Source organism: Streptomyces sp. P9-2, from assembly GCF_051903975.1.
Lineage (GTDB): Bacteria > Actinomycetota > Actinomycetes > Streptomycetales > Streptomycetaceae > Streptomyces > Streptomyces cellulosae.
Genome location: NZ_CP192633.1, coordinates 5,493,991 through 5,516,160, shown reverse-complemented (window position 1 = coordinate 5,516,160; position 22,170 = coordinate 5,493,991). Strand labels below are relative to the sequence as shown.

The window sequence follows — 22,170 nt, the reverse complement described above, 5'->3', positions numbered from 1 at the left end:
GTGTTCCTCCGGTCGGTTGCACGCCGGGGGCGGCGTGGTTGTCAGGGAGGTGCGGGCGGGCGTGGGTACCTCCCGCTCGAGTGCGGCCGAGCGTGGGGAGGGACGGTGACGTCCGGTGGAGCGGGGGGTGTGTGCCGTTCCCGGGGCGCGCCGGGGCGCGCCCCGGAGACGGCCTCCGCGGACTCCCGCGTACGGGGGTCCGCGGTCTCCGGGCCGGGAGCCGTCCCTCACGGCCCGGAGACGAGCGGGGGTCAGGCGTGCCCGGCGATCCGGGCGAGGCGCCGCGCCTCGGCGCGGGTCGTGCGGGCGATCGCGTCCTCGTCCGCGGTGAGCAGCCGGCCGTTCTCGACGATCTGACGGCCGTTCACGAAGGACGCGGTGACCGGGGCGGCGGCGCCGAACACCAGGGCGGTGACCGGGTCGGCGATGGAGGCGTGGGCGAGGGTGTCCATCCGCCAGAGCACCAGGTCGGCGAGCTTGCCCGGCTCCAGGGAGCCGATCTCGTCCGCCCGGCCGAGGACGCGTGCGCCGCCGTGGGTGCCGAGGCGCAGGGCCTGGCGTGCGGTGAGGGCCTTCTCGCGGTGGGCGCCGAGGCGGTTGATCAGGAGGGCGTTGCGCAGTTCGGTGTGGAGTTCGCCGGACTCGTTGGAGGCGGTGCCGTCCACGCCGAGGCCGACGGGGACGCCGGCCGCGAGCATGTCGGGGACGCGGGCGATGCCGGCGGCGAGGCGGGCGTTGGAGGACGGGCAGTGGGCGACGCCGGTGCCGGTGCGGGCGAACGCGGCGATGTCGGAGTCGTTCATGTGGACGCAGTGCGCCATCCACACGTCGTCGCCGAGCCAGCCGGTGGACTCGAAGTAGTCGGTCGGGCCCATGCCGAACAGCTCGTGGCAGAACTTCTCCTCCTCCACGGTCTCCGACCCGTGGGTGTGCAGCCGTACGCCGAGGCGGCGGGCCAACTCCGCGCCCTGGCGCATGAGTTCGGTGGAGACGGAGAACGGGGAGCAGGGGGCGACGGCGACCTGGGTCATCGCGCCGGGCGAGGTGTCGTGGTGGCGGCGCACCGTCTCCTCGGTGGCGGCGAGCGCGTCGTCGAGGGTCTCCACCGCGAAGTCCGGGGGCAGCCCGCCGTCGGACTCGCCGCGGTCCATGGAGCCGCGGGCGAGGGTGAAGCGGACGCCCATGTCGCGGGCGGCGGTGATGATCGCGGCGGACAGGTCGCCGGAGCCGCGCGGGAAGACGTAGTGGTGGTCCATGGCGGTGGTGACGCCGCCGCGGGCCATCATCGCGAGGGACCCCTGGGCCGCCGCGTGGACCATGGCCTCGTCGATGCGCGCCCAGGTCGGGTAGAGGGCGACGAGCCAGTCGAAGAGGTTGTGGTCGGTGGCCAGGCCCCGGGTGAGCCACTGGTAGAAGTGGTGGTGGGTGTTGACCAGGCCGGGGGTCGCGAGATGCCCGGTGGCGTCGATCCGGCGGGCGACGTTCTCCAGGCCCTCGGGGGCCGGGCCGGGGCCGAGCGACTCGATCCGGTCGCCGGCGAGGACGAGGTGCCCGGTGGCGTGCTCGGTGTCCTGCGCGTCGACGGTGGCGATCGCACAGTTCTCGATGACGGTGCGCCGGTCTGCTGCCATGGTGCGTCCTTTTCGCGTACGGGGAGTGGGCACGGCAGGACCCTGGGGGTTTGAGTGCCGTGGCCGGGCGGGGTGCGGGGCCCGGGTACCCGGCCACGGGTGCCGATGTGGGGGTGCGGTCAGAGGCTGGTGAGGTCCACCGGGATGCGCGGCTCGCAGCCGTCCCGGAGGACCGTCGCCTCGATCAGGCCGTAGGGGCGGTCGGAGGCGAAGTACACCTCGTTGTCGTTCTTCAGGCCGAACGGCTCCAGGTCGACCAGGAAGTGGTGGCTGTTGGGGAGGGAGAAGCGGATCTCGTCGATCTCGGCGCACTCCTCGATGACGCGGGAGCCCATCTGGTACAGCGTCTGCTGCAGCGACAGGGAGTACGTCTCGGCGAAGGCCCGCAGCATGTGCTGCTTGACCCGCGCGTACGAGGCCTCCCAGTCGGGCATCTCCTGCGCGTCGTCGGTCCAGTTGAAGCGCCAGCGGGAGGAGACCGAGGTGGCGAGGATCCGGTCGTGGGTCTCCTTGAGGGTGGTGTAGCGGTCCTTGACGTAGCCCCAGAACTCCGAGTCGGTGGAGTTCAGGACGGTGAGGTCCTTCAGGCCGGAGAGGACCTCCCAGCTCTCCCCGTCGTAGGTGAGCTGGGTGAGGCGGGTCTCCTGGCCCTTGCGGACGAAGGAGTGCTTGGCCTCGCCGGGGGTCTCGATGCGCTCCCAGGCGTACTCCTCGATACGGATGCGCGCCCGGTGGATGGGCTCCTGCGAGGTGACGAAGTGGCGGGCGAGGTGGATGCCGAACTGCTCGGCGGACTCGATGGAGTGCTCCTTGGCGAACGCGAACACCGTGTTCTTGGTGGTGTCGGTCGGCAGGACGTTGGCGTTGGAGCCGTTGTAGTGGACGTCCTCCATGTCGCCGGACAGGGCCACGGAGACGTTGAGGTCCTTGATGTGGTGGGTGGCGCCGTCCCGCGTGATCGTGACGACTCGGTTCTCTGCCTTGCCGTACTGGTTCTGTCCCAGGATCGTGGGCATGCGTGTCAGCTCCCTCGGTAAACGGAGTAGCCGAACGGGTTGAGCAGCAGCGGTACGTGGTAGTGCTCGCCGGGCGTGACGGCGAACGTGACCGTCACCTCGGGGAAGAACACGGCACCGCTGTCCCGATGCGCGGGGGCGTCCTGCTGAGCCTCGGCCTTCTTCTTGAAGTACGGCTCCACCTCGAAGCCGAGCCGTACATGGGTGGTTCCCTCCGGCAGGGCCGGCAGGTCCTTGCACCGCCCGTCCGCGTCGGTCGCGGACCCGCCGAGCTCCTGCCAGTCGGCCCGCGGGCCGGGGCGGGCGGTCAGGCGTACGGCGACGCCCTCGGCGGGGCGGCCCGCGCTGGTGTCCAGGATGTGCGTGGACACGGAGGCGGTGGTGTCGGTGCTCATGCGACGTCAGTCCTCTTCGACGAGACGGGTCAGCCGGATGCGGTTGATCTTCCCCAGTTCGGTGCGGACGATCTCGCGTTCCTTCTCCGGCGGGTTGCCGAGGCGCTCGCGCACGGCGTCCCGCATCTCCTCGGCGGTGCGGCCGGTGGCGCAGATCAGGAACACATGGCCGAACCTCTCCTGGTAGGCGAGGTTCAGCTCCAGCATCTCGGCGCGCAGCTCGTCCGTCGCCCCGGCCATGCCGCGCTGCTCGCGCGCCGAGGTGGGGTCCCCCGGCTTCGGGCGGCCGATCGGGGGGTGCCCGGCCGTCGCCTCGGCCAGGTCGGCCTCGGTGAGCGCGGCCATGGCGGCGTCGCTCTCGGCGTACAGGGCGTCGGGGTCCGCGTAGGGGCGGGCGGCGAGCAGCCGTCCGGCCCAGGCGGTGGAGGCGCAGACCTCGAGGAGCGCGGTGCGCGCCGCGTGCTCCTCCAGGGCGTTGAACCGGGCCAGGCCCGGGGGCGTTGCTGTCGACGTCACGGGAGCCTCCGTGGCCGCGAACGGCCGTGTGCTGCGAACGGGCGTGCCGACAGTGAACGCCGTCACGTCGCGGCCGTCAACAGTTTGTTGAAAAATCCGTGTGACGTTTGGGTGAGGCGCCTGACGGTCGCCGTGTGAGGGCGGCCGCGCCTCGGTTCACGCGCCCTTTTCGCGGTTGAGGTAGTTGTAGACGGTGAAGCGGCTGACGCCGAGCGCGCTCGCGACCGTCTCCACCCCGTGCCGTACGGCGAACGCCCCGCGCGCCTCGAGACTGCGCACGATCTCCTGCTTCGCCTTGCGGTCCAGCTCCGCCAGCGGCACGCCCTTGCGCCGCTCCAGCGCGGCCAGGATGTGGTCGAGGGAGTCCGCGAGCTGCGGCAGCCGTACGGCGACGGCGGCGGCGTCCTCCCAGGTGAGCACCACGTCGTCGGGGCCGGCCTCGTCCGGCGGGATCATCTCCCCGCCCATCGCGTCGACCAGCGGCTTCACGGCCGCGATGAACGCGCTCCGACCGGTCCCGCTCACCGGCCGCCCTCCTCGACCACGTTGATCTGGAGGGAGACGCGGGTGGCGCCGGCGGTCAGGGTGCGGCGCAGCAGGGTGTCCACGGCGGCGAGCACCGCGTCGGCGCCGCCCTCGGCGGTGTTGCCGAACGGCCCGACGTCCACCTCGTCCAGGCCGGCCGTCTCGATGACCTCGCGCGCCACGACGGCGTGCTCGGGCGCCTCGTCGAGGTCGAAGGGCTCGGTCGTGAACTCCACTCGCAATCGCACGGGGTCAACCTACCGACCTCTTGACAGCTCTTCACCGGCACAGGCAATCTTCCAGTAAGCAGAAAGCTTATTCCGTAATACGGAAAATCATCGGACACGATGCGAAGGGAGCGCGGCCCGATGGGATTCGCAGACCAGCGCTTCACCGTCAACCTGTCGATCCTCTTCACCGAGCTGCCGCTCCTGGAGCGCCCTGCGGCCGCCGCCGAGGCCGGTTTCGGCGCGGTCGAGCTGTGGTGGCCGTGGGTGGACTCACCCGTGCCGCCGCGGTCCGAACTGGACGCGCTGCGCACGGCGATCGAGGACGCGGGGGTGCGGCTCACCGGCCTGAACTTCTACGCCGGGCGGCTGCCCGGCCCCGACCGGGGCGCGCTGTCCGTGCCGGGCGAGGAGTCGGAGCGGTTCCGGGCGAACGTCGAGGTCGCGGCCGGTTTCGCCGAGTCGCTCGGCTGCCGTGCGCTGAACGCGCTGTACGGCAACCGGGTGGACGGCGTGGACCCGGCCGAGCAGGACGCCCTCGCGCTGGAGAACCTCGTCCTCGCCGCGCGGGCCGCCCACCGGATCGGCGCCGTGCTGCTGATCGAGGCGCTCAACCGGCCCGAGTCGCCGCACTACCCGCTGGTGTCGGCGCCGGCCGCCGTCGGCGTCGTCGAGCGGGTCGACGCGGCCACCGGGCTGGACAACGCGCGCTTCCTGATGGACCTGTACCACCTGGCCATGAACGGCGAGGACCTGCCGGCGGTGATCGACCGCTACGCGGACCGGACCGGGCATGTGCAGATCGCCGACAGCCCGGGGCGCGGCGCGCCCGGCACCGGGTCGCTCCCGCTGGAGGAACTGCTGGACCGGCTGCGGAAGGCCGGTTACGACGGCCGGGTCGGTCTGGAGTACAAGCCGGGCGACCGCCCGAGCGCGGAGGCCTTCGACTGGCTGCCGCGGGAGGCGCGCTCAGGCGCTTCCCGCTGACGCACCCCATTTCGAGACGTACCGAGTCGTACCGAGAGGCACCCTCATGAGCACCCTTCCCAAGGTCGCCTGGATCGGTCTCGGCATCATGGGCTCCCCCATGTCCGAGAACCTCATCAAGGCGGGCTACGACGTCACCGGCTACACCCTGGAGCGGGAGAAGCTGGACCGGCTGGCCGCCGCGGGCGGCACCGCCGCCTCCTCCGTCGCCGAGGCGGTGCGGGACGCGGACGTGATCGTCACGATGGTCCCCGCCTCCCCGCAGGTCGAGGCCGTGGCCTACGGCCCCGACGGCATCCTGGAGAACGCGCGGCGCGGCGCCCTGCTGATCGACATGTCCTCGATCACCCCGCAGACCTCCGTGGACCTGGCCGCCGCCGCGAAGGAGAAGGGCATCCGGGTGCTCGACGCGCCCGTGTCCGGTGGTGAGGCCGGGGCGATCGAGGCGGTGCTGTCCATCATGGCGGGCGGCGAGCAGGCCGACTTCGACGAGGCGAAGCCGCTGTTCGAAGCGCTGGGGAAGACGATCGTGCGGTGCGGTCCGCACGGCTCCGGGCAGACGGTGAAGGCCGCCAACCAGCTGATCGTCGCCGTGAACATCCAGGCGTGCGCGGAGGCCGTGGTCTTCCTGGAGAAGTCCGGCGTCGACCTCGCGGCCGCGCTGGACGTCCTGGGCGGCGGTCTGGCCGGCTCGACCGTGCTGGCCCGCAAGAAGGACAACTTCCTGAAGCGGGACTTCAAGCCGGGCTTCCGCATCGACCTGCACCACAAGGACATGGGCATCGTCACCGACGCCGCCCGCAACGTGGGCGCCGCGCTGCCCGTCGGCGCGGTGGTCGCCCAGCTGGTGGCGAGCCTGCGCGCCCAGGGCGACGGCGGGCTCGACCACTCCGCGCTGCTGCGGGCCGTCGAGCGGCTGTCCGGCGCGGAGGTCTGACCCCGCTGTCCTCCTGAAGACCCCGGGCGGCGCCGGCGCCGACATCAGTCCCGTCGCGCCCAAGGCGGCGGCGCCGCCCGGAACCCACGGCCCGCACCGCGACGCCGTACGGCCCGGATGAGGGGTGGCCGTACGGCACCGGGGCGGTGCGGGCGGGGCGAGGGCGCCGCGGCGGCGTGCGAGCCAGTGCGGTGGTCAAGGCCCCGGCGCGTCTCCTTCGACCTGAGGGGAGACGCCCCGCGGCCGTCGCCGCCGCCGCGGCCCCGAGCCCACCGTCCCCCGGCGTGCGTCCGGTCCCGGCGTGCGTCCGGTCCCGGCGTGCGTCCGGTCCCGGCGTGCGGATCCGCGCGGTCCGCAGCAGCCTGGGGGCATGGCACATCCGACGGAGCATCCGCACATCGTGGTCCATCCGCCCGCCCTGGACGGCTCCCGGCGGGTCACCTCCGACGACGAGACGCTGGGCGTCGCCACGCACACCGACGACGTGGGCGAGATCCTGCGCCTGGCCGACCTGTACGTCACCGACGTCGAGGACGCGGACTTCATCGAGTGGCAGGGCGGCGGCCCGGACGACTGGCCGGGGCTGTCCGAACACCACGAGCCGTGAGACGCGGGCGTACGGCGGCGTCCGTGGGCGGCGCCGTACGGCATCGTCCGTAGGACGGCTACGGCACCCTCAAATGAACCTCTGAACACGGCCTCCCGAGGCTTCGGCGGGCCCCGCGCGCGGAACCATCCCCGCACACGGGGCCCGCCGGCACGGGGGCGGCGGGCCCCCTGTCCGAGGGGGTGTCCTGTCATGGCCGACACCGAGCGCGTGCGGGAAGCGCCGCACGAACTCGCCCTGCTGGCCGGGGGCCCGCGCGCCGCCGTCGTGGTGGCCGTCGTCGCCCTGCATCTGCGCGGCGCCGTCGAGCCGGGCTCACGGGGCAGGCTGGTGGCGGTCGACAACGAGGCGGGGCGCGCGCTGCCGACGCCGGACGAGGACCTCGACGTCCCGGCGGAGCTGCGGGTGCCGTACCTGGAGAGCGCGGTGCACCAGCGACTGCAACGGCCGTGCGCGATACGGGAGTTGCACCGCGACCCGGACGTCCGGTGGGCGGTGGACACGCTGAAGGCCGGACTGGTGGACACGGACCTGGTGAGTCCGCCGCCGCTGCTGGGCGCGACGCGGGCGGCACGCCGCCGCCTGCACGTGCTGCGCACCGCGTATCCCGTCCCGGCGAGCCGCGACGGCCTCTCCGACAAGGAGAAGCTCCTGGCCGTCGCCCTGCACGGCCAGGCGGCCCTCCGCGTCGTCGTCCCCCGTTTCGCCCTTCGCGCGGGCCTCACCCCCCGCGTCCGCCTCCGCCACAAGCGCACCCTGCGCCACTTCATCCCCGCCTCCGGCGGCTCCAGCGGCGCCTACACGGGCCCCCGCTACTGCGGCGGCGGGTTCTGCGGGGGCGGAAGCGGAGGGGGTTGCGGAGGCGGAGGGGGCTGCGGCGGGGGCGGGGGCGACTGAGCCCGAACCGAACCCGGTTGCCCGAGGTCCGTCCGCCGGGTGACCATCGCCGGACGGAGCGAGTCGAGGGACCGACGTGGCAGGGGCGGGGTTTCGCCTGCCACCCCGCCCCTGTCCCCGCTGTCGTCAGACCTTCAGCGGCCTGACCGCCGTCGGGGCGTGGCCCGGCTCCGTGGCGACCGGTTCGAACTCGACCACGTTGCCGATGTCGTTCGTCGTCGACATGGCGATGTTCGTGACCCGTTCCAGGATCGCCTCGACGATGACCGGGACGCGGTGTTCCGCCGCGAGCTTCTTCGCCTGCTCGAAGGCCGCGCCCAGTTCGTTCGGGTCGGTGACGCGGATCGCCTTGCAGCCCAGGCCCTCCGCGACCTTGACGTGGTCGACGCCGTAGACGCCCAGTTCGGGGGTGTTGATGTTCTCGAACTCCAGGTTGACCTGGAAGTCGATGTCGAAGGCGCGCTGGGCCTGGCGGATCAGGCCCAGGTAGGCGTTGTTGACGAGGACGTGGACGTACGGGATGCGGTGCTGTGCGCCGACGGCCAGTTCCTCGATCATGAACTGGAAGTCGTAGTCGCCGGAGAGGGCGACGACCCGGGCCTCCGGGTCGGCCTTCGCCACGCCCAGCGCCGCCGGGACGGTCCAGCCGAGGGGGCCCGCCTGGCCGCAGTTGATCCAGTGGCGCGGCCGGTAGACGTGCAGCATCTGCGCGCCCGCGATCTGGGAGAGGCCGATGGTGGTGACGTACCGCGTCTCGGGCCCGAACGCCTTGTTCATCTCCTCGTAGACCCGCTGCGGCTTCATCGGCACGTCGTCGAAGTGCGTACGGCGCTGCAGCGTGGCGCGCCGTTCCTGCGCGGAGGCCGCCCAGGCCGTGCGGTCGGGGAGGCGGCCCGCCGCCCGCATCTCCTCCGCGGCCTCGACGAACAGTTCCAGCGCGGCGCGCGCGTCGGAGGCGATGCCGTAGTCGGGGGCGAAGATGCGGCCGATCTGGGTGGGTTCGACGTCGACGTGCACGAAGGTGCGGCCGGCGGTGTAGACGTCGAGGCGGCCGGTGTGCCGGTTGGCCCAGCGGTTGCCGATGCCGAGGACGAAGTCGGACTCCAGGAACGTCGCGTTGCCGTAGCGGTGGGAGGTCTGCAACCCGACCATGCCGGCGTTGAGTTCGTGGTCGTCGGGGATGACACCCCAGCCCATCAGCGTCGGCACGACGGGTGTGCCGGTCAGCTCCGCGAACCGCACCAGCAGGTCCGCCGCGTCGGCGTTGACGACCCCGCCGCCCGCGACGATCAGCGGCCGCTCGGCGGCGTTCAGCATGCCGAGCGCCTTCTCGATCTGCGCGCGGGTCGCGGCCGGCTTGTAGACGGGGAGCGGCTCGTAGGTGTCGGGGTCGAACTCGATCTCCGTGAGCTGCACGTCGATCGGCAGGTCGATCAGCACGGGCCCGGGCCGGCCGGAGCGCATCAGGTGGAAGGCCTGCTGAAAGACACCGGGAACCTGCGCGGCCTCCAGCACGGTCACCGCCATCTTGGTGACCGGGCGGGCGATGGAGGCGATGTCGACGGCCTGGAAGTCCTCCTTGTGGATCACCGCGGTCGGCGCCTGGCCGGTGACGCAGAGGATCGGGACGGAGTCGCCGGACGCCGAGTACAGGCCGGTGATCATGTCGGTGCCGGCCGGACCCGACGTGCCGATGCACACGCCGATGTTGCCGGGGTGGGTGCGGGTGTAGCCCTCGGCCATGTGGGAGGCGCCCTCCACATGGCGGGCGAGGGTGTGGCCGATGCCGCCGGACGCCTTGAGCGCCGCGTAGAACGGGTTGATCGCCGCGCCGGGGACACCGAACGCGACGTCGACGCCCTCGCGCTTGAGGATCTCGACCGCCGCGCGGGCAGCCGTCATTCGAGCCATGGAGTACTCCTGCTTCGGCTTCTCGGATTCGCACGCCCGTCGCGCCCCGCGGTGAGCCGCTTCCGTTCATTCCGTATTGCGGAATATTCTTTCTGCTATCTGGAATGAATGTAGAAGCAGCGGACGGAGACCGTCAAGAGCGGCCGCAAGTGCGGGACATCGGCGGGCGGGAGGAGGACGATGGACGCGCCTCGAGAACAACGGAGTGGACCCATGTCCGAGAGCCTCCCGGTGCGCTGCCCCGCCTGTCGGCGCTCGCACCGCTACACGGCCCCGGCGTACCCCTGCGCCTGTGGCGCGCCCGTCGCCGCGCCGCTGGACCCCGACCGGGTGCCGGCCGCCGTCGGGCACCGCTCCTGGCGCGAGGAATGGGTGACCGTGCGCTGCGGCAGCTGCGGCACGCGCGGCGAGTGGCCGCACCCCGAACTGGGCTGCCCCTGTGGCACGGTGCTGCGCATCCCGGTCACGGACCACCGTGAGGACGCGCCCGCCGCCGGGAGGCCGGGGCGGGCCGCCGGCCCCACCGTGCCGATCCGCAGCGCGCGCGACGCGGTCACGGCCGCCGTGCTGTATCTGCGCCGCCTCGGCCACGACGACATCCGGCGCGCGGACCAGCGGCCGACGTCCGGAGTCGGACTGGCCGGCCGGGGCGTGCTGGCCCAGCTCGACCCGGCGGCGCGGCGGGCGACCCCACGGGACGTGGAGTGCCTGTGGCTGACCGCCATGACGGAGTCCGCGGCCTGTCTGTACTTCTCGCTCTCCGGCTACACCGCGGAGGCCCGCGGCCGCGCCGACGCCCTGGACGTCCCGCTGTTCGTCCTCGAACCCTCGGGCGTCGCCCGTCCCGAGAACGCGGCCGCGGTGGCGCTGGACGCGGACGCGTCCTGAAACTCCCGCGACGCGTGCGGCGGGTGCGTCCGATACTCGTCGGATGCGCATCCGTCCCGCCGCCCCCGGTGACCTGCCCGCCCTCCAGGACGTCGAACGGGCGGCCGGCGCGCCGTTCCGCGACGTGGGCATGCCGGAGATCGCCGACGACGACCCGCCCATGCTGGACGAGCTGGAGCGCTGTCGGAAGGCCGGCCGCTGCTGGGTCGCGGTGGACGAGCGGGACCGCCCCGTGGCGTACGTGACCGCCGAGCCGGTCGACGGCGCCCTCCACGTCGAACAGGTCTCCGTCCATCCGCGCGCCGCCCGCCGGGGCGTGGGCCGCACCCTGCTCGCGCACGCCGCCGAGCACGCCCGCGAGCGGGACCTGACCGCCCTCACCCTCACCACGTTCGCCGAGGTCCCGTGGAACGCCCCGTACTACGCCCGCCTCGGTTTCCGCACCCTGCCCGAGCCCGAACTCACCCCGGGTCTGCGCCGCATCCGCGCCGAGGAGAGCGCCCACGGCCTCGACCACTGGCCGCGCGTCTGCATGCGCCTGGAACTACCGGGCGCCGACGGTCCGTCGGCGCCCGGTGGCTGAGCACCGCTCAGCCCGTCGCGTACTTCTCCCTCAGTTCGATCTTGCGCACCTTCCCCGAGACCGTCATCGGGAAGGTCTCCAGGAGTTCCAGGCGGCTCGGCACCTTGTAGTGGGCCAGGCGGCCGTCGCAGTACGTGCGCAGTTCGTCCAGGGTGAGCGGGTCGGCCGGGTCGCGGGGGATGACGCAGGCCAGGACCTCCTCGCCGTAGCGCTCGTGCGGGACGCCGACGACCTGGACGTCCGCGACCTTCGGGTGGCCGTAGAGGAACTCCTCGATCTCGCGCGGGTAGATGTTCTCGCCGCCCCGGATGATCATGTCCTTGATGCGGCCGACGATCTCCACGTAGCCGTCGTCGCGCATCATCGCGAGGTCGCCGGTGTGCATCCAGCGGCCGCGGTCGATCGCCTCGGCGGTCTTCTCCGGCTCGTCCCAGTAGCCGAGCATCACGCTGTAGCCACGGGTGCACAGTTCGCCGGACGTGCCGCGCGGCACGGTGACGCCGGTCGCCGGGTCGACGACCTTCACCTCGATGTGCGGAAGGACGCGGCCGACGGTGCCGGTGCGGTGCTCCAGGTCGTCCTCCATGCGGGTCTGGAGGGACACCGGGGAGGTCTCCGTCATGCCGTAGCAGATGGAGACCTGCTCCATGTGCATCTCGGCGACCACCCGCTTCATCACCTCCACCGGGCAGGGCGAGCCCGCCATGATGCCGGTGCGCAGCGAGGTGAGGTCGTAGGAGGCGAAGTCGGGCAGGTTCAGCTCGGCGATGAACATCGTCGGCACCCCGTACAGGGAGGTGCAGCGCTCCTGCTCGACCGCGCGCAGGGTGGCAGCCGGGTCGAAGGACGCGGCGGGGATGACCATGCAGGCGCCGTGCGAGGTGGCCGCCAGGTTGCCCATGACCATGCCGAAGCAGTGGTAGAAGGGCACCGGGATGCACACCCGGTCCTGCTCGCTGTAGGCGATCAGCTCCCCCACGAAGTAGCCGTTGTTGAGGATGTTGTGGTGGGAGAGGGTGGCGCCCTTGGGGAAGCCGGTGGTGCCCGAGGTGTACTGGATGTTGATGGGGTCGTCGCAGGACAGCTCCGGCCGGACGGGGTCCGGGGTGGCGCGGGCGACCAGGGCGTCCCAGCTCGGGTCGCCGACGTACACGACCTCCCGCAGCTCCGGGCATCTTCCGCGGACTTCCTCCGCCATGGCCCGGTAGTCGCTCGTCTTGTGGCTGAGGGAGGCGACCAGCAGCCGGATGCCGGACTGCCTGAGGACGTACTCGACCTCGTGCGTGCGGTACGCCGGGTTGATGTTCACCATGATCGCGCCGATGCGGGCGGTGGCGTACTGCGTGAACACCCACTCGGGACAGTTGACCGCCCAGATGCCCACCCGGTCGCCCTTCGTCACACCGGAGTTGAGCAGTGCGGACGCCAACTCGTCGACGTGCTCGGCGAATTCGGCGTAGGTCCAGCGCCGGCCGGACTCCACGTCGACCAGCGCCTCGCGGTCGGGCCAGGCGGCGACCGCGCGGTCCAGGTTGGCGCCGACGGTGTCGCCAAGGAGGGTCGTGGCGCTGGTGCCGTGGCTGTAGGAGAGGTCGGTCACCGGAAGTCCTCCTCGCGGTACTCGGCGGTCGAGCCGGCCGCCGTCGCCTCGCGCAGTTCGATGCGGCGGATCTTGCCCGAGACGGTCTTGGGCAGTTCGCCGAACTCGATACGGCGGACGCGCTTGTAGGGGGCGAGCACCTGGCGGGAGTGGTCGAAGAGGACCTTCGCCGTGTCGGGTCCTGGCTCCCAGCCGTCGGCGAGCACGATGTACGCCTTCGGCACGGCCAGCCGCAGTTCGTCAGGGGCGGGCACCACGGCCGCCTCGGCGACCGCCTCGTGCTCCAGCAGCGCGCTCTCCAGCTCGAACGGGCTGATCTTGTAGTCGGACGCCTTGAACACGTCGTCCGCGCGCCCCACGTAGGTGATGTAGCCGTCCTCGTCGCGGGAGCCGATGTCGCCGGTGCGGTAGTAGCCGCCGGCCATCGCCTCCGCCGTGCGGTCCGGGTCGCCGTGGTAGCCCGTCATCAGGCCGACGGGCCGCTCGGACAGGTCCAGCGCGATCTCGCCCTCGCTGACGCCGGGCGCGCCCGACACCGGGTCGAGGAGCTCCACGCGGTAGCCGGGGCTGGGGCGGCCCATGGAGCCGGTCTTGAGGACCTGGCCGGGACTGTTGGACACCTGCACGGCGGTCTCGGTCTGCCCGAAGCCGTCCCGGATGGTGACGCCCCAGGCGCGCCGCACCTGTTCGATGACCTCCGGGTTGAGGGGCTCGCCCGCGGCGACGACCTCACGGGGCGGGGTGCGCAGCCGGCCCAGGTCGGACTGGATGAGCATGCGCCACACGGTCGGCGGGGCGCAGAAGGTGGTGACGCCCGCCTTGTCCATCTCGGCCATCAGGCGGGGCGCGTCGAAGCGGGTGTAGTTGTGCAGGAAGACGGTCGCCTCGGCGTTCCACGGGGCGAAGAGGTTGGACCAGGCGTGCTTGGCCCAGCCGGGCGAGGAGATGTTGAGGTGCACGTCGCCGGGGCGCAGGCCGATCCAGTACATGGTCGCCAGATGCCCGACCGGGTACGAGGTGTGGGTGTGCTCGACCAGCTTGGGGCGGGCGGTGGTGCCCGAGGTGAAGTACAGCATCAGCGGGTCGTCGGCGAGGGTCGGCCCGTCGGCGGTGAAGGTGTCGGACGCGCCGTACGCGTCGGCGTACGGCAGCCAGGCGCCGCCGGGCTCCTCCCCCACCGCGATACGGGTGTAGTCGCCGGGCACCTCGTCGAACTTCGCGGTGTCGGCGGAGCGCACGATCACATGGCGGACCTCGCCGCGGTCGACGCGGTCGCGCAGGTCGGCGGGGCCGAGCAGCGGGGTGGCGGGGATGACCACGGCGCGCAGCTTCATCGCGGCCAGGGCGGTCTCCCACAGTTCGGCCTGGTTGCCGAGCATCACCAGCACCCGGTCCTCGGCGGCCACGCCCCGCTCCCGCAGCCAGTTCGCGACCCGGTCGGAGCGGCGCGACAGCTCGGCGAAGGACAGACGGGTCTCGCCGCCGTCCTCCTCGACGAGGTGCAGGGCCGTGCGGTCGTTGCCGTCGGCGATCGCGTCGAACCAGTCCAGGGCCCAGTTGAAGCGTTCGGGCCGGGGCCAGGCGAAGTCCCGGTAGGCGGTGGCGTAGTCCTCACGGTGTTCCAGCAGGAAGTCCCGGGCCCTGCGGAACTGCTCCGTCGCCGTCGTCATGCGTCCTCCTCGGTGCCGGACCTTGCCGGGCGGCTCACCGCCATCGTGTAATCCGTGATGCAGGTCTCACTACCCCCGAACGGGGGTGTGCGCCCGCACACGGGCCGTGGTGAAGGGGCGAACAGGTGACAGCAGACCCGACGAGGACGGGCGAGGCGGTGGAGATCCGGGGTGCGCTGGCCCGGCTGCGGCGCGCGACGGGGCTGCCGGTGGCGTTCGGCGGGCTGGTGGAGCCGGGGCGCCGGCACGTCCGCATCAGCGAGCTGAGCGGCACGGCCACTCCGGCGCTCAGCTCGCTCGCGGTGACCCCGGGCAACGGTCTCGGCGGCAAGGCGGTCGCGCTGGCCCGGCCGTGCGCGGTGGCGGACTACTCCGTCTCCCGGCAGATCAGCCACGAGTACGACGTCCCGGTCGCCGCCGAGGGCCTGCGCTCCGTGGTCGCCGTGCCGGTCGTCGTACGGCGGCGGGTGCGGGCGGTGCTGTACGGGGCGCTGCGCACCGCGCGGCCGCTCGGCGACCGCACCCTCGGTGAGGCGGTGCAGGTCGCGCGGGACGTCGAGCAGACCCTGCTGATGCGGGAGGAGGCGGCGGAACTGCTGGCGGCCGCCGAGCCGGAGCCGGGCACGGACCCGTGGCGGGAGTCCGGCGCGGGCGCTCGGCGGGAGCGGGTGCGGGAGGCGCACGCGGCGCTGCGGGCGCTGGCCCCGAGGATCGCCGACCCGGCGCTGCGGGCGGAGCTGCTGGACGCGTGCGCCCTGCTCACCGCGCGGGAGACACCGGCCGGCGCGGTGCGGCTCGCGCCGCGGGAGGTGGACGTGCTGGCCTGTGTCGCGGCGGGGGCGACGAACGGGGCGGCGGCCGCCCGGCTGGGGCTGACGTCCGAAACGGTCAAGGCGTATCTGCGGTCCGCGATGCGCAAGCTGGGGGCACGGACCCGGGGCGAGGCGGTGGTCGCCGCCCGCAGGGCCGGGTGGTTGCCGTAGATTTGCGGTGTTCTCCCACGGACGGCAATAGCACGAGTACACCTTTGATTAACAGTTGATCGGAACGTTGTCATTTACCTCACTCCACCGTCCGCCGGAATTGAGGACCCTGTTGCCTAATATTGGCCAGGACACGCCACACGGAGGGGAGCGGTGACCGTGCGACGGGACGACAAGGAGCCTGCCAGGTACCGCCCCGACCTGGTCATCGGCCGGGACGAGCTGTTCGCCGACGCCAGGGCGCAGCTCGCGCGCGGCGGCAGCGTGCTCCTGCACGGCCCGGCCGGAATAGGTAAATCGACCGTGCTGCGGGCACTTGCGGCGGAAAACGCCGCGGCGACCTCGCGCGTGTTGCGCTGCTCGGCCACGGAGTCCGAATCCCATCTGCCGTTCCTCGCGCTGGCCGACCTGTTCGGTCTGGTGCTGGACGAGGTGGCCCCCCGGCTGCCCGTCGCCCAGCGCACCGCCCTGGAGTCGGCGCTCACCGGGCGCGGCGAGTCCACCCTTCAGCGGGACGGTCTGGCGCTGCGGCTCGCGGTGCTGTCCACGCTGCGCGCGCTGTCCGCCGAGGGCCCCGTCCTCGTCGTCGCCGACGATCTCCAGTGGCTCGACCCGGCCAGCGCCGAACTGCTCGGTTTCGCCGCCCGCCGCCTGGGCGACAGCCCGGTCCGGATGCTGTGCGCGGTCCGCACGGAGGACGAGGAGTACGACCGCCACCTGCGCGCCTGTCCGCCGGACACGCTCGCCGTGCGGCTCGGACCGTTCTCCCGCACCGAGGTGTCCGCGCTGCTGGACCACCGCGGCTACACCAGCCTGTCCCGCTCCACCGTCCGTGACATCCACCGCACCAGCGGCGGCAACCCGCTGTTCGCGCTGGAGCTGGGCCGCGCCCTGGCGGAGAGCCCCACCCGGCCCCGGCCCGGCGAGCCGCTCCCGGTGCCGACCTCGCTGCGGGCGCTGGTCCTCAGCCGCCTGGAGATGCTGTCCGACGAGGCCCGCCGCACCCTGCTGGTGGCCAGCGCCGGCGCCCGCCCCACCCTCGCCCTGCTGCACGCGGCCGGGCGGGACAACGCGGAGGCCGAGACCGCCCAGGCGGCCTCCCTCGGGCTGCTCATCACCGACCCCGAGGACCCGGCGCTGCGCTTCACGCACCCGCTGATCTCCGCCGCCCTCTACGCGGAGGCCCCCGCGCGGGAGCGCCGCGCCGCGCACACCGCGCTGTCCACGGCCGCCTCCGACCCGATCGAACGCGCCCGGCACCTGGCGCTCGCCTCCACCGGACCCGACCCGGAGGTCGCGGCCCGGCTCGCCGAGGCCGCCGCGACGGCCCGCGACCGGGGCGCCCCCTCCGTCGCCGCCTCCCTCGGACTGCTCGCCGCCCGGCACACACCCGCCGACTCCGCGCCCGCCCCCGACGAACGGCGGCTCCAGGCCGCCGAGGACGCCATCACCGCCGGCGAGGTCGACCTCGCCCGCGACATCGCCCGCGAGGTGCTGACCCGCGCGACCGTGCCGGCCGAGCGGGTCCGGGCGTGGATGGTGGTCATCGAGGCGGCCGGGCAGGCGCTCGGCGAGGTCGACGCCGTGTTCCCGCAGGTGCTCGCCGACGCCGGGGACGACCCCCGGCTGCTCGCCCTGGTGCACTACCAGCTCGCCTGGCGGGAGGTCGTCGTCAACGGCGACTTCGCGAAGTCCCGTCAGGAGGCCGCGCACGCGGCGCGGCTGGCGGCCCGCGCCGGGGACCGGCGCACCGAGCTGATGGCGCTCTCCTTCCAGTCGTCCACCGAGACCCTCATGGGCCACCCGGACGCCCCCGCCACCATCCGGCGCGCGCTCCAGGAGCCCCAGGACCCCGACGTCGCCAGCCACCACAACGGCGCCGCGATGGCCCGGTTCCGCTGGCTGCTGATGAGCGACCAGCTCCCCGAGGCCCGTACGGCCATCACGGCGCTGCTGCGTGAGGCGCGGCGGCGCGGCATGGTCGAGAGCGAGGTGCACTTCTCCCGGCTGCTCGCCGACACCGAGCTGCGCTTCGGGCACTGCGGGCGCGCCCTCGACCTGGCCGGGGAGAGCCTGCGCCTGGCCCGCGACTCCGGCATCGGGGAGAGCGCGTCCGCGATGCTCGCCTCCGTCGCCGAGGCGTCCGGCGGGGACGTGGACCGGGCGCTCGCCCTGGCCCGCGAGTCCGCCGACCACGCCGAGGTGGACGGCGACCAGCTGTACCTGTCCCTCGCCCTGGCCGCCCTCGGCTACGCCCAGCTGGTGTCCGGGAACGCGCAGGCCGCCGTGCACTCGCTGCGCCGGGTGCGCGAGCTGGAGCACGGCATGGGCATCACCGACCCGGCGCGCGGCCGCTGGCAGGGCGACCTCGCCGAGGCGCTGGTGCGGATCGGCGAACCCGGCGAGGCCCAGGAGCTGATCAACGTCACCCGGGTGCACGCGCTGCGGCTGAACCGGGCGAGCGTGCTGGCGGTCCTCGACCGCGCGGAGGCGCTGGTGCGCGCGGCACGGGGCGAACACCAGGCTGCCATCGCCCAGTTGACGTCGGCGCAGGAACGCCTGGCCAAGCTCGGCCACGGCCTGGAGGAGGCGCGCGCCGCCTTCGCGCGGGCCCGGCTGCGCTCCCGGACCCCCGGTCCCGCCGGGTACGACGAGGCGGCGCGGCTGTTCCGGCGGTGCCGTGCGCTGCCGTGGCTGCGGCAGGTCGACGCGGCCGTGGCGGCCGGACCGGCGGAGGCCGACCCGGTGCCCTCGGCGACACCGGCCGCGCTGGACGGGCTGGCGTCGATGGAGCGTCAGGTGGCGGCGCTGGTCATGGAGGGGGCGACCAACCGGGAGATAGCCGGGCGGCTCTTCATCAGCGTCAAGACCGTCGAGGCGACGCTCACCCGGGTCTACCGGAAACTGGGCATACGCTCCCGCGTGGACATCGTGCGGCTGGCGGCGGGGCGGCGGGCGCCGTAGGTGACCCGGATCACGGGGGAAGCGTGGTGCGTGCCACGATGGGTTCCCCGTTCCCTCCGTGACGGGCTTCCGAGGGTGTCGTAATCGGCCCACGTGACCGGAAACCGGCTGGTCCGGCCCCGGCGACCGAGGGTTTTCCCTGTCCAACTCCCTTAGGGGGTTCCCTCATTGGGGCGGCCCCGCGACCGGTTCTAGCGTGTGACACGTGCCGATCGCCCGGGCGCACCGGGGCCCCACCCCGACGCCCGGCCCCCCACCCGAGAGCGACCCCCCACCGGCGACTGGAGGAGACCCATGACAGGGCTCACCCGCACCAGACGGTCCGCCCCCGGACGCGCCACTGCCGCCGCGACCGACGCCGGCTCCTTCGCCGCCTCCTCTGTCCGCCCCGGCGTCACGCCGTGCCGTCGTCAGGGGCCGACCCCATGAGTTCCTGAGCAACCCTCAGGTCACGACCAGGGGGCGTTGCGGGCTTCCACGAGCAGCCCGCAGCGCCCCCTATCCAATGCCGTCCCAGGTGTCCCGTACCGTCCCGAAGCGGATGTCGTACGCCTCCCCCGGGTGCAGGACCGCGAGCATCCGCTCCGCCTCCTCCGTGATCTCCGCCCGCCGTGCCCGGTCGAGGCGGCCGAACGGCTCGATCACGAGGGCGTCGTCGTCCGGCCGCCACAGTCCCGCCAGGACCCCGTCCACCAGCAGGGTGCGGTAGGCGATGTTCCCCTGCCAGTGCCGGCCCTTCAGCTCGGGCGGCACCACGCGGGTGCGGTCGGCGTGGGAGAGCAGCAGGTTGTCGAACTCGGGCAGGAAGCGGGGCGGGGCCGGGGTGCCGGGGTCCGGGCGCGGCGCGTCGGGGAGGTCGAAGAGCTCGGCGCCGCTCTCGTCCCGGAAGGTGACGAGCCGGGGCCGCAGGCGCTCGAAGGCGTCACGGAGGCGGGTGAGCCCGGCCCAGGTCTGCATGTCCTTCACGGACGCGGGACCGAACGCGGCGAGGTAGCGCAGCGCGGTGCCGTCCGGGTCCGGCGCGGGTTCGGCGGGCCGGCCCAGCCAGTGCTCGGCGGTGGTCAGCCGGACCTGGCCGCTGCGGCCCCACAGCCCGCGCGGGGTGACCTGCACGAGCGGGAGTTTGCAGCGGGCGGCGACGGAGAGGGCCTGCGGGTCGGCGTCCGGCCAGTCCTCCAGGAGCGCCTCGCGCAGCTCCTTCATGGTGCGCGGCTCCTCCTCGACGAGGGCGCGCGCCTTGGCGGCGAGGCGGTCCAGGTCGACCCCGGCGAGCCCGGCACGGAACTGGTGCAGTTCCCGGTCGCGGGCGGGCTGCACCAGGGGGCGCAGGGTGAGGCAGTCCTCGGCGGTGTGGGTGTGGATGGTCGAGCGCAGGGTGACGATGCGGACGATCTCGCGGTCGGCCATGGGCCGGGACAGGTCGTCCGGGGTGAAGCCGTCGAGGCGGGCGGCGAGGGCGTGGTAGGGCGGCTTGACGTTCTGCGCCTGGAGGCCGACCAGGTGCTCGACGGCGGCCGTCGCGGACATCGGGGAGCGGCTCAGCAGGAGCTGCCGGGCCAGGGTCGCCCGGTTCAGCGCGCGGGGGCCGAGGACGGGCGGCGACGGCGGGGCGGCGGTGGTCCGCTTCGACTTCGTCATGCGGTCACGCTAGCGAGGACCCAGGCCGGATTCCGTCCTCTTTCGCCGTCCCGGACAGCCGTCCCTTTCCTGGACAAGACGCGGCGGAGTGTAACGCCGTGACCGTCCGGCGGCGCTGAACCTACGGGGCCGGAAATCCGGCCCCGCTGCACGAGATCCCCCCACGAAGGAAAGACCCCATGACTTCCTCCGCCCCCTCCCCCGACGACCTCCCGGTCTACGACAGACTCGTGCGCGAGCGCGGTGACGTCGTGGCCGAGGTCCGCGAGGTGGCCGAGCGGACCCAGTTCGAGGTCCGCCAGGCGCTGGCGGGCACCGTCCGTCCCCGGCCGCCGCAGAACGGCCCGCGCCAGCATCAGGGTCCCGGCGGGCCCCGCCACCCGCAGGGCGGCCCGCGCCAGCCGCAGGGGGGACCCCGGCAGCAGCAGGGGCAGGGCTCGCCTCAGGGGCAGGGGCAGGACCAGGGACCCGGACAGCCGCAGGGGGGTCAGCGGCCGCCGCAGGGGTCCGAACTTCCCCGGAGTCCCGGACAGCAGCAGGGTCCCGGCCCGCAGGGGGGTGCTGGCCCGCAGGGTTCCGGTCCGCAGGGGGGCGGTCCGCAGGGTCCCGGTCCGCAGGGGGGCGGTCCGCAGGGGGGTGGTCCGCGTGCGTACGAGGACGGGCCCCGGCAGGACGGGGACGGCCCGCAGGACGGCGGCGCCGGGCGCCACGAGGAGCAGCGGCGCCCCGACGCCGGCTGACCCCTGAACCCCGCCGTATCCGGTTCCGCTCCCTGATCGCGCGCGTGCCGATTGCCGTCGCGCCGGGAGGGGCACTCGGTGCGCCGTGCACCAGCGAAGCCAGACAGCACCGCGCAGGGTCCTGCTGACCGGGTGGTTCAGCTTCCGCGACGGGGAGGCCACCGCCGGGGACGTCCTGGCCCTGCACCGGGTCGAGACGGTTCTGCGCGGGTCCGGCACGCCGTACGACATCGCCTGGAGCCCCGGCTTCCGGCCGGACGCGCTGCACCTCGACGACGTACGTCCCCACGACTACACGCACCTCGTGTTCGTGTGCGGGCCGCTGCACGGGCCGCAGGTGGAGGAGCTGCACCGGCGGTTCGCGCACTGTGTGCGGATCGCCGTGGGGACGTCGGTGATCGACCCGGAGGAGCCGGCGGTCACCGGGTTCCACCGGGTGCTGGCCCGGGACGCGCCGGGCCGTGCGCCCACCGAGGACCTGGCGGCCCGCGCGCCCGCCGTGCCGCCGCGGCCGGTGGTGGGGGTGATCCTCACCCACGGGCAGCACGAGTACGGGGCGCAGCGTCGGCACGGGGAGGTCGCGGAGCGGGTGACGCACTGGCTGGGCGGGAAGGACTGCGCGCGGCTGGAGCTGGAGACGCGGCTGGACACCCGGGACTGGCATCTGAACGCGACGCCGGCGCAGGTGCAGTCGGTGCTGGCGCGGCTGGACCTGGTGGTCACCGACCGGCTGCACGGGCTCGTGCTGGCCCTGCGGGTCGGCACTCCGGTGATCGCGATCGACCCGGTGGCCGGCGGCGCGAAGGTGACGGCGCAGGCGCGGGCCTGCGGGTGGCCGGCGCTGCTGCCGGCGGAGCAGGTGGACGAGCGGCGGCTGGACCGGTGGTGGGACTGGTGTCTGACCTCGGGCCGGGTGGCGGCGCGGCAGGCGCGTGAGACGTTCCGCGAGGGGCGGCCGGAGGACGGGGCGGACCACTTGCTGGAGGCGCTGACGTCGGGCGCGGGCGCCGGTTAGGGCGCGGAGGCTCCGGGCACCCGGAACGCACGTCCACCCTGGCGGTCGTTGGAGGAGAGACGGTGTCCCTCGGTCGGCTCCCTGAACACGAACAGCACATCCTCGACGAGATCGAGCGGTCGCTGCGGCGCGACCGCCGCCTCAACCGGCTGCTGCGGGGCCGGCGCGCCCGCCGCGGCCCCGACCTGAAGCGCTTCGCGGCCCGCATGACCCGCCGCGGCCCACGCGGCCGGACGGTCGCCCTCCTGGTCGTGCTGTCGGTGGCCCTGATGGTGACGGGCCTCGTCACGGCGGCTCCGTGGGCGATCTGGACGTTCGCGGTGGTGTGGCCGGTGGTGGTCTTCATGGGCTTCCGCCTGCTGTCCCGCTGGTCGGGCGACGCGGGGCCGCCCGACGGGCGTTGAGGAGCCGCGGGCGCGGAGCGGCACGGGCGGGGCTCC

General features: G+C 73.5%; 21 protein-coding genes. 11 read left to right on the top strand and 10 right to left on the bottom strand.

The genetic code is table 11. The features are described 5' to 3' along the window. Nucleotides 1-251: 251 nt before the first annotated feature. From ACQY0Z_RS25085 to ACQY0Z_RS25060, 6 genes are all read right to left on the bottom strand, one after another. A complete protein-coding gene (locus ACQY0Z_RS25085; protein WP_189899025.1) occupies nucleotides 252-1,631 on the bottom strand; it encodes an 8-oxoguanine deaminase in 1,380 nt (459 codons plus the stop codon). 119 nt (nucleotides 1,632-1,750) lie between these two features. After that, nucleotides 1,751-2,647, bottom strand: a complete 897-nt coding sequence (gene pucL / locus ACQY0Z_RS25080; RefSeq protein ID WP_439812838.1) for a factor-independent urate hydroxylase — start codon at nucleotides 2,645-2,647, stop codon at nucleotides 1,751-1,753. 5 nt (nucleotides 2,648-2,652) lie between these two features. Beyond that, nucleotides 2,653-3,042, bottom strand: coding sequence for a hydroxyisourate hydrolase (gene uraH, locus ACQY0Z_RS25075; protein WP_189899029.1), 390 nt, complete (start codon nucleotides 3,040-3,042; stop codon nucleotides 2,653-2,655). Nucleotides 3,043-3,048: 6 nt separating this feature from the next. After that, nucleotides 3,049-3,558: a 2-oxo-4-hydroxy-4-carboxy-5-ureidoimidazoline decarboxylase gene (gene uraD / locus ACQY0Z_RS25070; protein WP_189899030.1), complete on the bottom strand. Its 510-nt coding sequence runs from the start codon at nucleotides 3,556-3,558 to the stop codon at nucleotides 3,049-3,051. 156 nt (nucleotides 3,559-3,714) lie between these two features. Further along, the gene (locus ACQY0Z_RS25065) at nucleotides 3,715-4,083 is read right to left on the bottom strand and encodes a helix-turn-helix domain-containing protein (RefSeq protein WP_019521903.1); all 369 of its coding nucleotides are present in this window, start codon (nucleotides 4,081-4,083) and stop codon (nucleotides 3,715-3,717) included. Further along, nucleotides 4,080-4,331: a hypothetical protein gene (locus ACQY0Z_RS25060; RefSeq protein ID WP_189899031.1), complete on the bottom strand. Its 252-nt coding sequence runs from the start codon at nucleotides 4,329-4,331 to the stop codon at nucleotides 4,080-4,082. Before ACQY0Z_RS25060 ends, ACQY0Z_RS25065 begins: the two co-directional genes overlap by 4 nt. Nucleotides 4,332-4,451: 120 nt before the next feature. Here ACQY0Z_RS25060 and ACQY0Z_RS25055 point away from each other — a divergent pair, with 120 nt between their 5' ends. From ACQY0Z_RS25055 to ACQY0Z_RS25040, 4 genes are all read left to right on the top strand, one after another. After that, on the top strand, nucleotides 4,452-5,297 hold the full coding sequence (locus tag ACQY0Z_RS25055) for a TIM barrel protein (protein ID WP_189899032.1): 846 nt from the start codon (nucleotides 4,452-4,454) through the stop codon (nucleotides 5,295-5,297). Between the two features lie 46 nt (nucleotides 5,298-5,343). Then, on the top strand, nucleotides 5,344-6,234 hold the full coding sequence (locus tag ACQY0Z_RS25050) for a 2-hydroxy-3-oxopropionate reductase (protein ID WP_189899033.1): 891 nt from the start codon (nucleotides 5,344-5,346) through the stop codon (nucleotides 6,232-6,234). A gap of 370 nt (nucleotides 6,235-6,604) precedes the next feature. After that, nucleotides 6,605-6,841 (top strand): hypothetical protein, encoded by a 237-nt coding sequence (locus tag ACQY0Z_RS25045; RefSeq protein WP_189899034.1) that lies wholly within the window; start codon nucleotides 6,605-6,607, stop codon nucleotides 6,839-6,841. A 192-nt stretch (nucleotides 6,842-7,033) separates the two neighbouring features. Then, nucleotides 7,034-7,738 carry a TIGR04222 domain-containing membrane protein gene (locus tag ACQY0Z_RS25040; protein ID WP_381726521.1) on the top strand — a complete coding sequence of 235 codons (705 nt, stop codon included), beginning with the start codon at nucleotides 7,034-7,036 and terminating at the stop codon, nucleotides 7,736-7,738. A gap of 126 nt (nucleotides 7,739-7,864) precedes the next feature. On the opposite strand, the gene gcl is transcribed toward ACQY0Z_RS25040, so the two are convergent. Further along, a complete protein-coding gene (gcl, locus tag ACQY0Z_RS25035; protein ID WP_254587278.1) occupies nucleotides 7,865-9,649 on the bottom strand; it encodes a glyoxylate carboligase in 1,785 nt (594 codons plus the stop codon). Nucleotides 9,650-9,862: 213 nt separating this feature from the next. Here gcl and ACQY0Z_RS25030 point away from each other — a divergent pair, with 213 nt between their 5' ends. Further along, nucleotides 9,863-10,537 carry a hypothetical protein gene (locus tag ACQY0Z_RS25030; protein ID WP_189899037.1) on the top strand — a complete coding sequence of 225 codons (675 nt, stop codon included), beginning with the start codon at nucleotides 9,863-9,865 and terminating at the stop codon, nucleotides 10,535-10,537. A 43-nt stretch (nucleotides 10,538-10,580) separates the two neighbouring features. After that, nucleotides 10,581-11,120, top strand: coding sequence for a GNAT family N-acetyltransferase (locus ACQY0Z_RS25025; protein WP_439812837.1), 540 nt, complete (start codon nucleotides 10,581-10,583; stop codon nucleotides 11,118-11,120). A gap of 7 nt (nucleotides 11,121-11,127) precedes the next feature. On the opposite strand, the gene ACQY0Z_RS25020 is transcribed toward ACQY0Z_RS25025, so the two are convergent. Further along, a complete protein-coding gene (locus tag ACQY0Z_RS25020) occupies nucleotides 11,128-12,720 on the bottom strand; it encodes an AMP-binding protein (RefSeq protein ID WP_439812836.1) in 1,593 nt (530 codons plus the stop codon). Continuing rightward, nucleotides 12,717-14,390: an AMP-binding protein gene (locus ACQY0Z_RS25015; protein WP_189899040.1), complete on the bottom strand. Its 1,674-nt coding sequence runs from the start codon at nucleotides 14,388-14,390 to the stop codon at nucleotides 12,717-12,719. The genes ACQY0Z_RS25020 and ACQY0Z_RS25015 overlap by 4 nt, the downstream gene beginning before the upstream one ends. A gap of 158 nt (nucleotides 14,391-14,548) precedes the next feature. Here ACQY0Z_RS25015 and ACQY0Z_RS25010 point away from each other — a divergent pair, with 158 nt between their 5' ends. Both ACQY0Z_RS25010 and ACQY0Z_RS25005 read left to right on the top strand, forming a co-directional pair. Next, nucleotides 14,549-15,373, top strand: coding sequence for a helix-turn-helix transcriptional regulator (locus ACQY0Z_RS25010; protein WP_347225506.1), 825 nt, complete (start codon nucleotides 14,549-14,551; stop codon nucleotides 15,371-15,373). Between the two features lie 153 nt (nucleotides 15,374-15,526). Continuing rightward, nucleotides 15,527-18,337 (top strand): ATP-binding protein, encoded by a 2,811-nt coding sequence (locus tag ACQY0Z_RS25005; RefSeq protein WP_189899041.1) that lies wholly within the window; start codon nucleotides 15,527-15,529, stop codon nucleotides 18,335-18,337. 498 nt (nucleotides 18,338-18,835) lie between these two features. Here ACQY0Z_RS25005 and ACQY0Z_RS25000 read toward each other — a convergent pair whose 3' ends face one another. Next, a complete protein-coding gene (locus ACQY0Z_RS25000) occupies nucleotides 18,836-19,975 on the bottom strand; it encodes a winged helix DNA-binding domain-containing protein (protein WP_189899042.1) in 1,140 nt (379 codons plus the stop codon). A 179-nt stretch (nucleotides 19,976-20,154) separates the two neighbouring features. Here ACQY0Z_RS25000 and ACQY0Z_RS24995 point away from each other — a divergent pair, with 179 nt between their 5' ends. The 3 genes from ACQY0Z_RS24995 to ACQY0Z_RS24985 all read left to right on the top strand — a co-directional run bounded on the left by ACQY0Z_RS24995 (nucleotide 20,155) and on the right by ACQY0Z_RS24985 (nucleotide 22,134). Continuing rightward, nucleotides 20,155-20,715: a hypothetical protein gene (locus ACQY0Z_RS24995; RefSeq protein ID WP_439812835.1), complete on the top strand. Its 561-nt coding sequence runs from the start codon at nucleotides 20,155-20,157 to the stop codon at nucleotides 20,713-20,715. An 85-nt stretch (nucleotides 20,716-20,800) separates the two neighbouring features. Continuing rightward, nucleotides 20,801-21,730, top strand: a complete 930-nt coding sequence (locus ACQY0Z_RS24990; RefSeq protein ID WP_254588599.1) for a polysaccharide pyruvyl transferase family protein — start codon at nucleotides 20,801-20,803, stop codon at nucleotides 21,728-21,730. Nucleotides 21,731-21,792: 62 nt separating this feature from the next. Then, nucleotides 21,793-22,134, top strand: a complete 342-nt coding sequence (locus ACQY0Z_RS24985) for a DUF3040 domain-containing protein (RefSeq protein WP_189899044.1) — start codon at nucleotides 21,793-21,795, stop codon at nucleotides 22,132-22,134. Nucleotides 22,135-22,170 lie beyond the last annotated feature (36 nt).

Bases quoted from the DNA above. Each gene is read 5' to 3' on its own strand.
- ACQY0Z_RS25085 (WP_189899025.1), bottom strand. From the start codon at position 1,631: ATGGCAGCAGACCGGCGCACCGTCATCGAGAACTGTGCGATCGCCACC.
- pucL (WP_439812838.1), bottom strand. From the start codon at position 2,647: ATGCCCACGATCCTGGGACAGAACCAGTACGGCAAGGCAGAGAACCGA.
- uraH (WP_189899029.1), bottom strand. From the start codon at position 3,042: ATGAGCACCGACACCACCGCCTCCGTGTCCACGCACATCCTGGACACC.
- ACQY0Z_RS25055 (WP_189899032.1), top strand. From the start codon at position 4,452: ATGGGATTCGCAGACCAGCGCTTCACCGTCAACCTGTCGATCCTCTTC.
- ACQY0Z_RS25050 (WP_189899033.1), top strand. From the start codon at position 5,344: ATGAGCACCCTTCCCAAGGTCGCCTGGATCGGTCTCGGCATCATGGGC.
- ACQY0Z_RS25045 (WP_189899034.1), top strand. From the start codon at position 6,605: ATGGCACATCCGACGGAGCATCCGCACATCGTGGTCCATCCGCCCGCC.
- ACQY0Z_RS25040 (WP_381726521.1), top strand. From the start codon at position 7,034: ATGGCCGACACCGAGCGCGTGCGGGAAGCGCCGCACGAACTCGCCCTG.
- gcl (WP_254587278.1), bottom strand. From the start codon at position 9,649: ATGGCTCGAATGACGGCTGCCCGCGCGGCGGTCGAGATCCTCAAGCGC.
- ACQY0Z_RS25030 (WP_189899037.1), top strand. From the start codon at position 9,863: ATGTCCGAGAGCCTCCCGGTGCGCTGCCCCGCCTGTCGGCGCTCGCAC.
- ACQY0Z_RS25025 (WP_439812837.1), top strand. From the start codon at position 10,581: ATGCGCATCCGTCCCGCCGCCCCCGGTGACCTGCCCGCCCTCCAGGAC.
- ACQY0Z_RS25015 (WP_189899040.1), bottom strand. From the start codon at position 14,390: ATGACGACGGCGACGGAGCAGTTCCGCAGGGCCCGGGACTTCCTGCTG.
- ACQY0Z_RS25000 (WP_189899042.1), bottom strand. From the start codon at position 19,975: ATGACGAAGTCGAAGCGGACCACCGCCGCCCCGCCGTCGCCGCCCGTC.
- ACQY0Z_RS24995 (WP_439812835.1), top strand. From the start codon at position 20,155: ATGACTTCCTCCGCCCCCTCCCCCGACGACCTCCCGGTCTACGACAGA.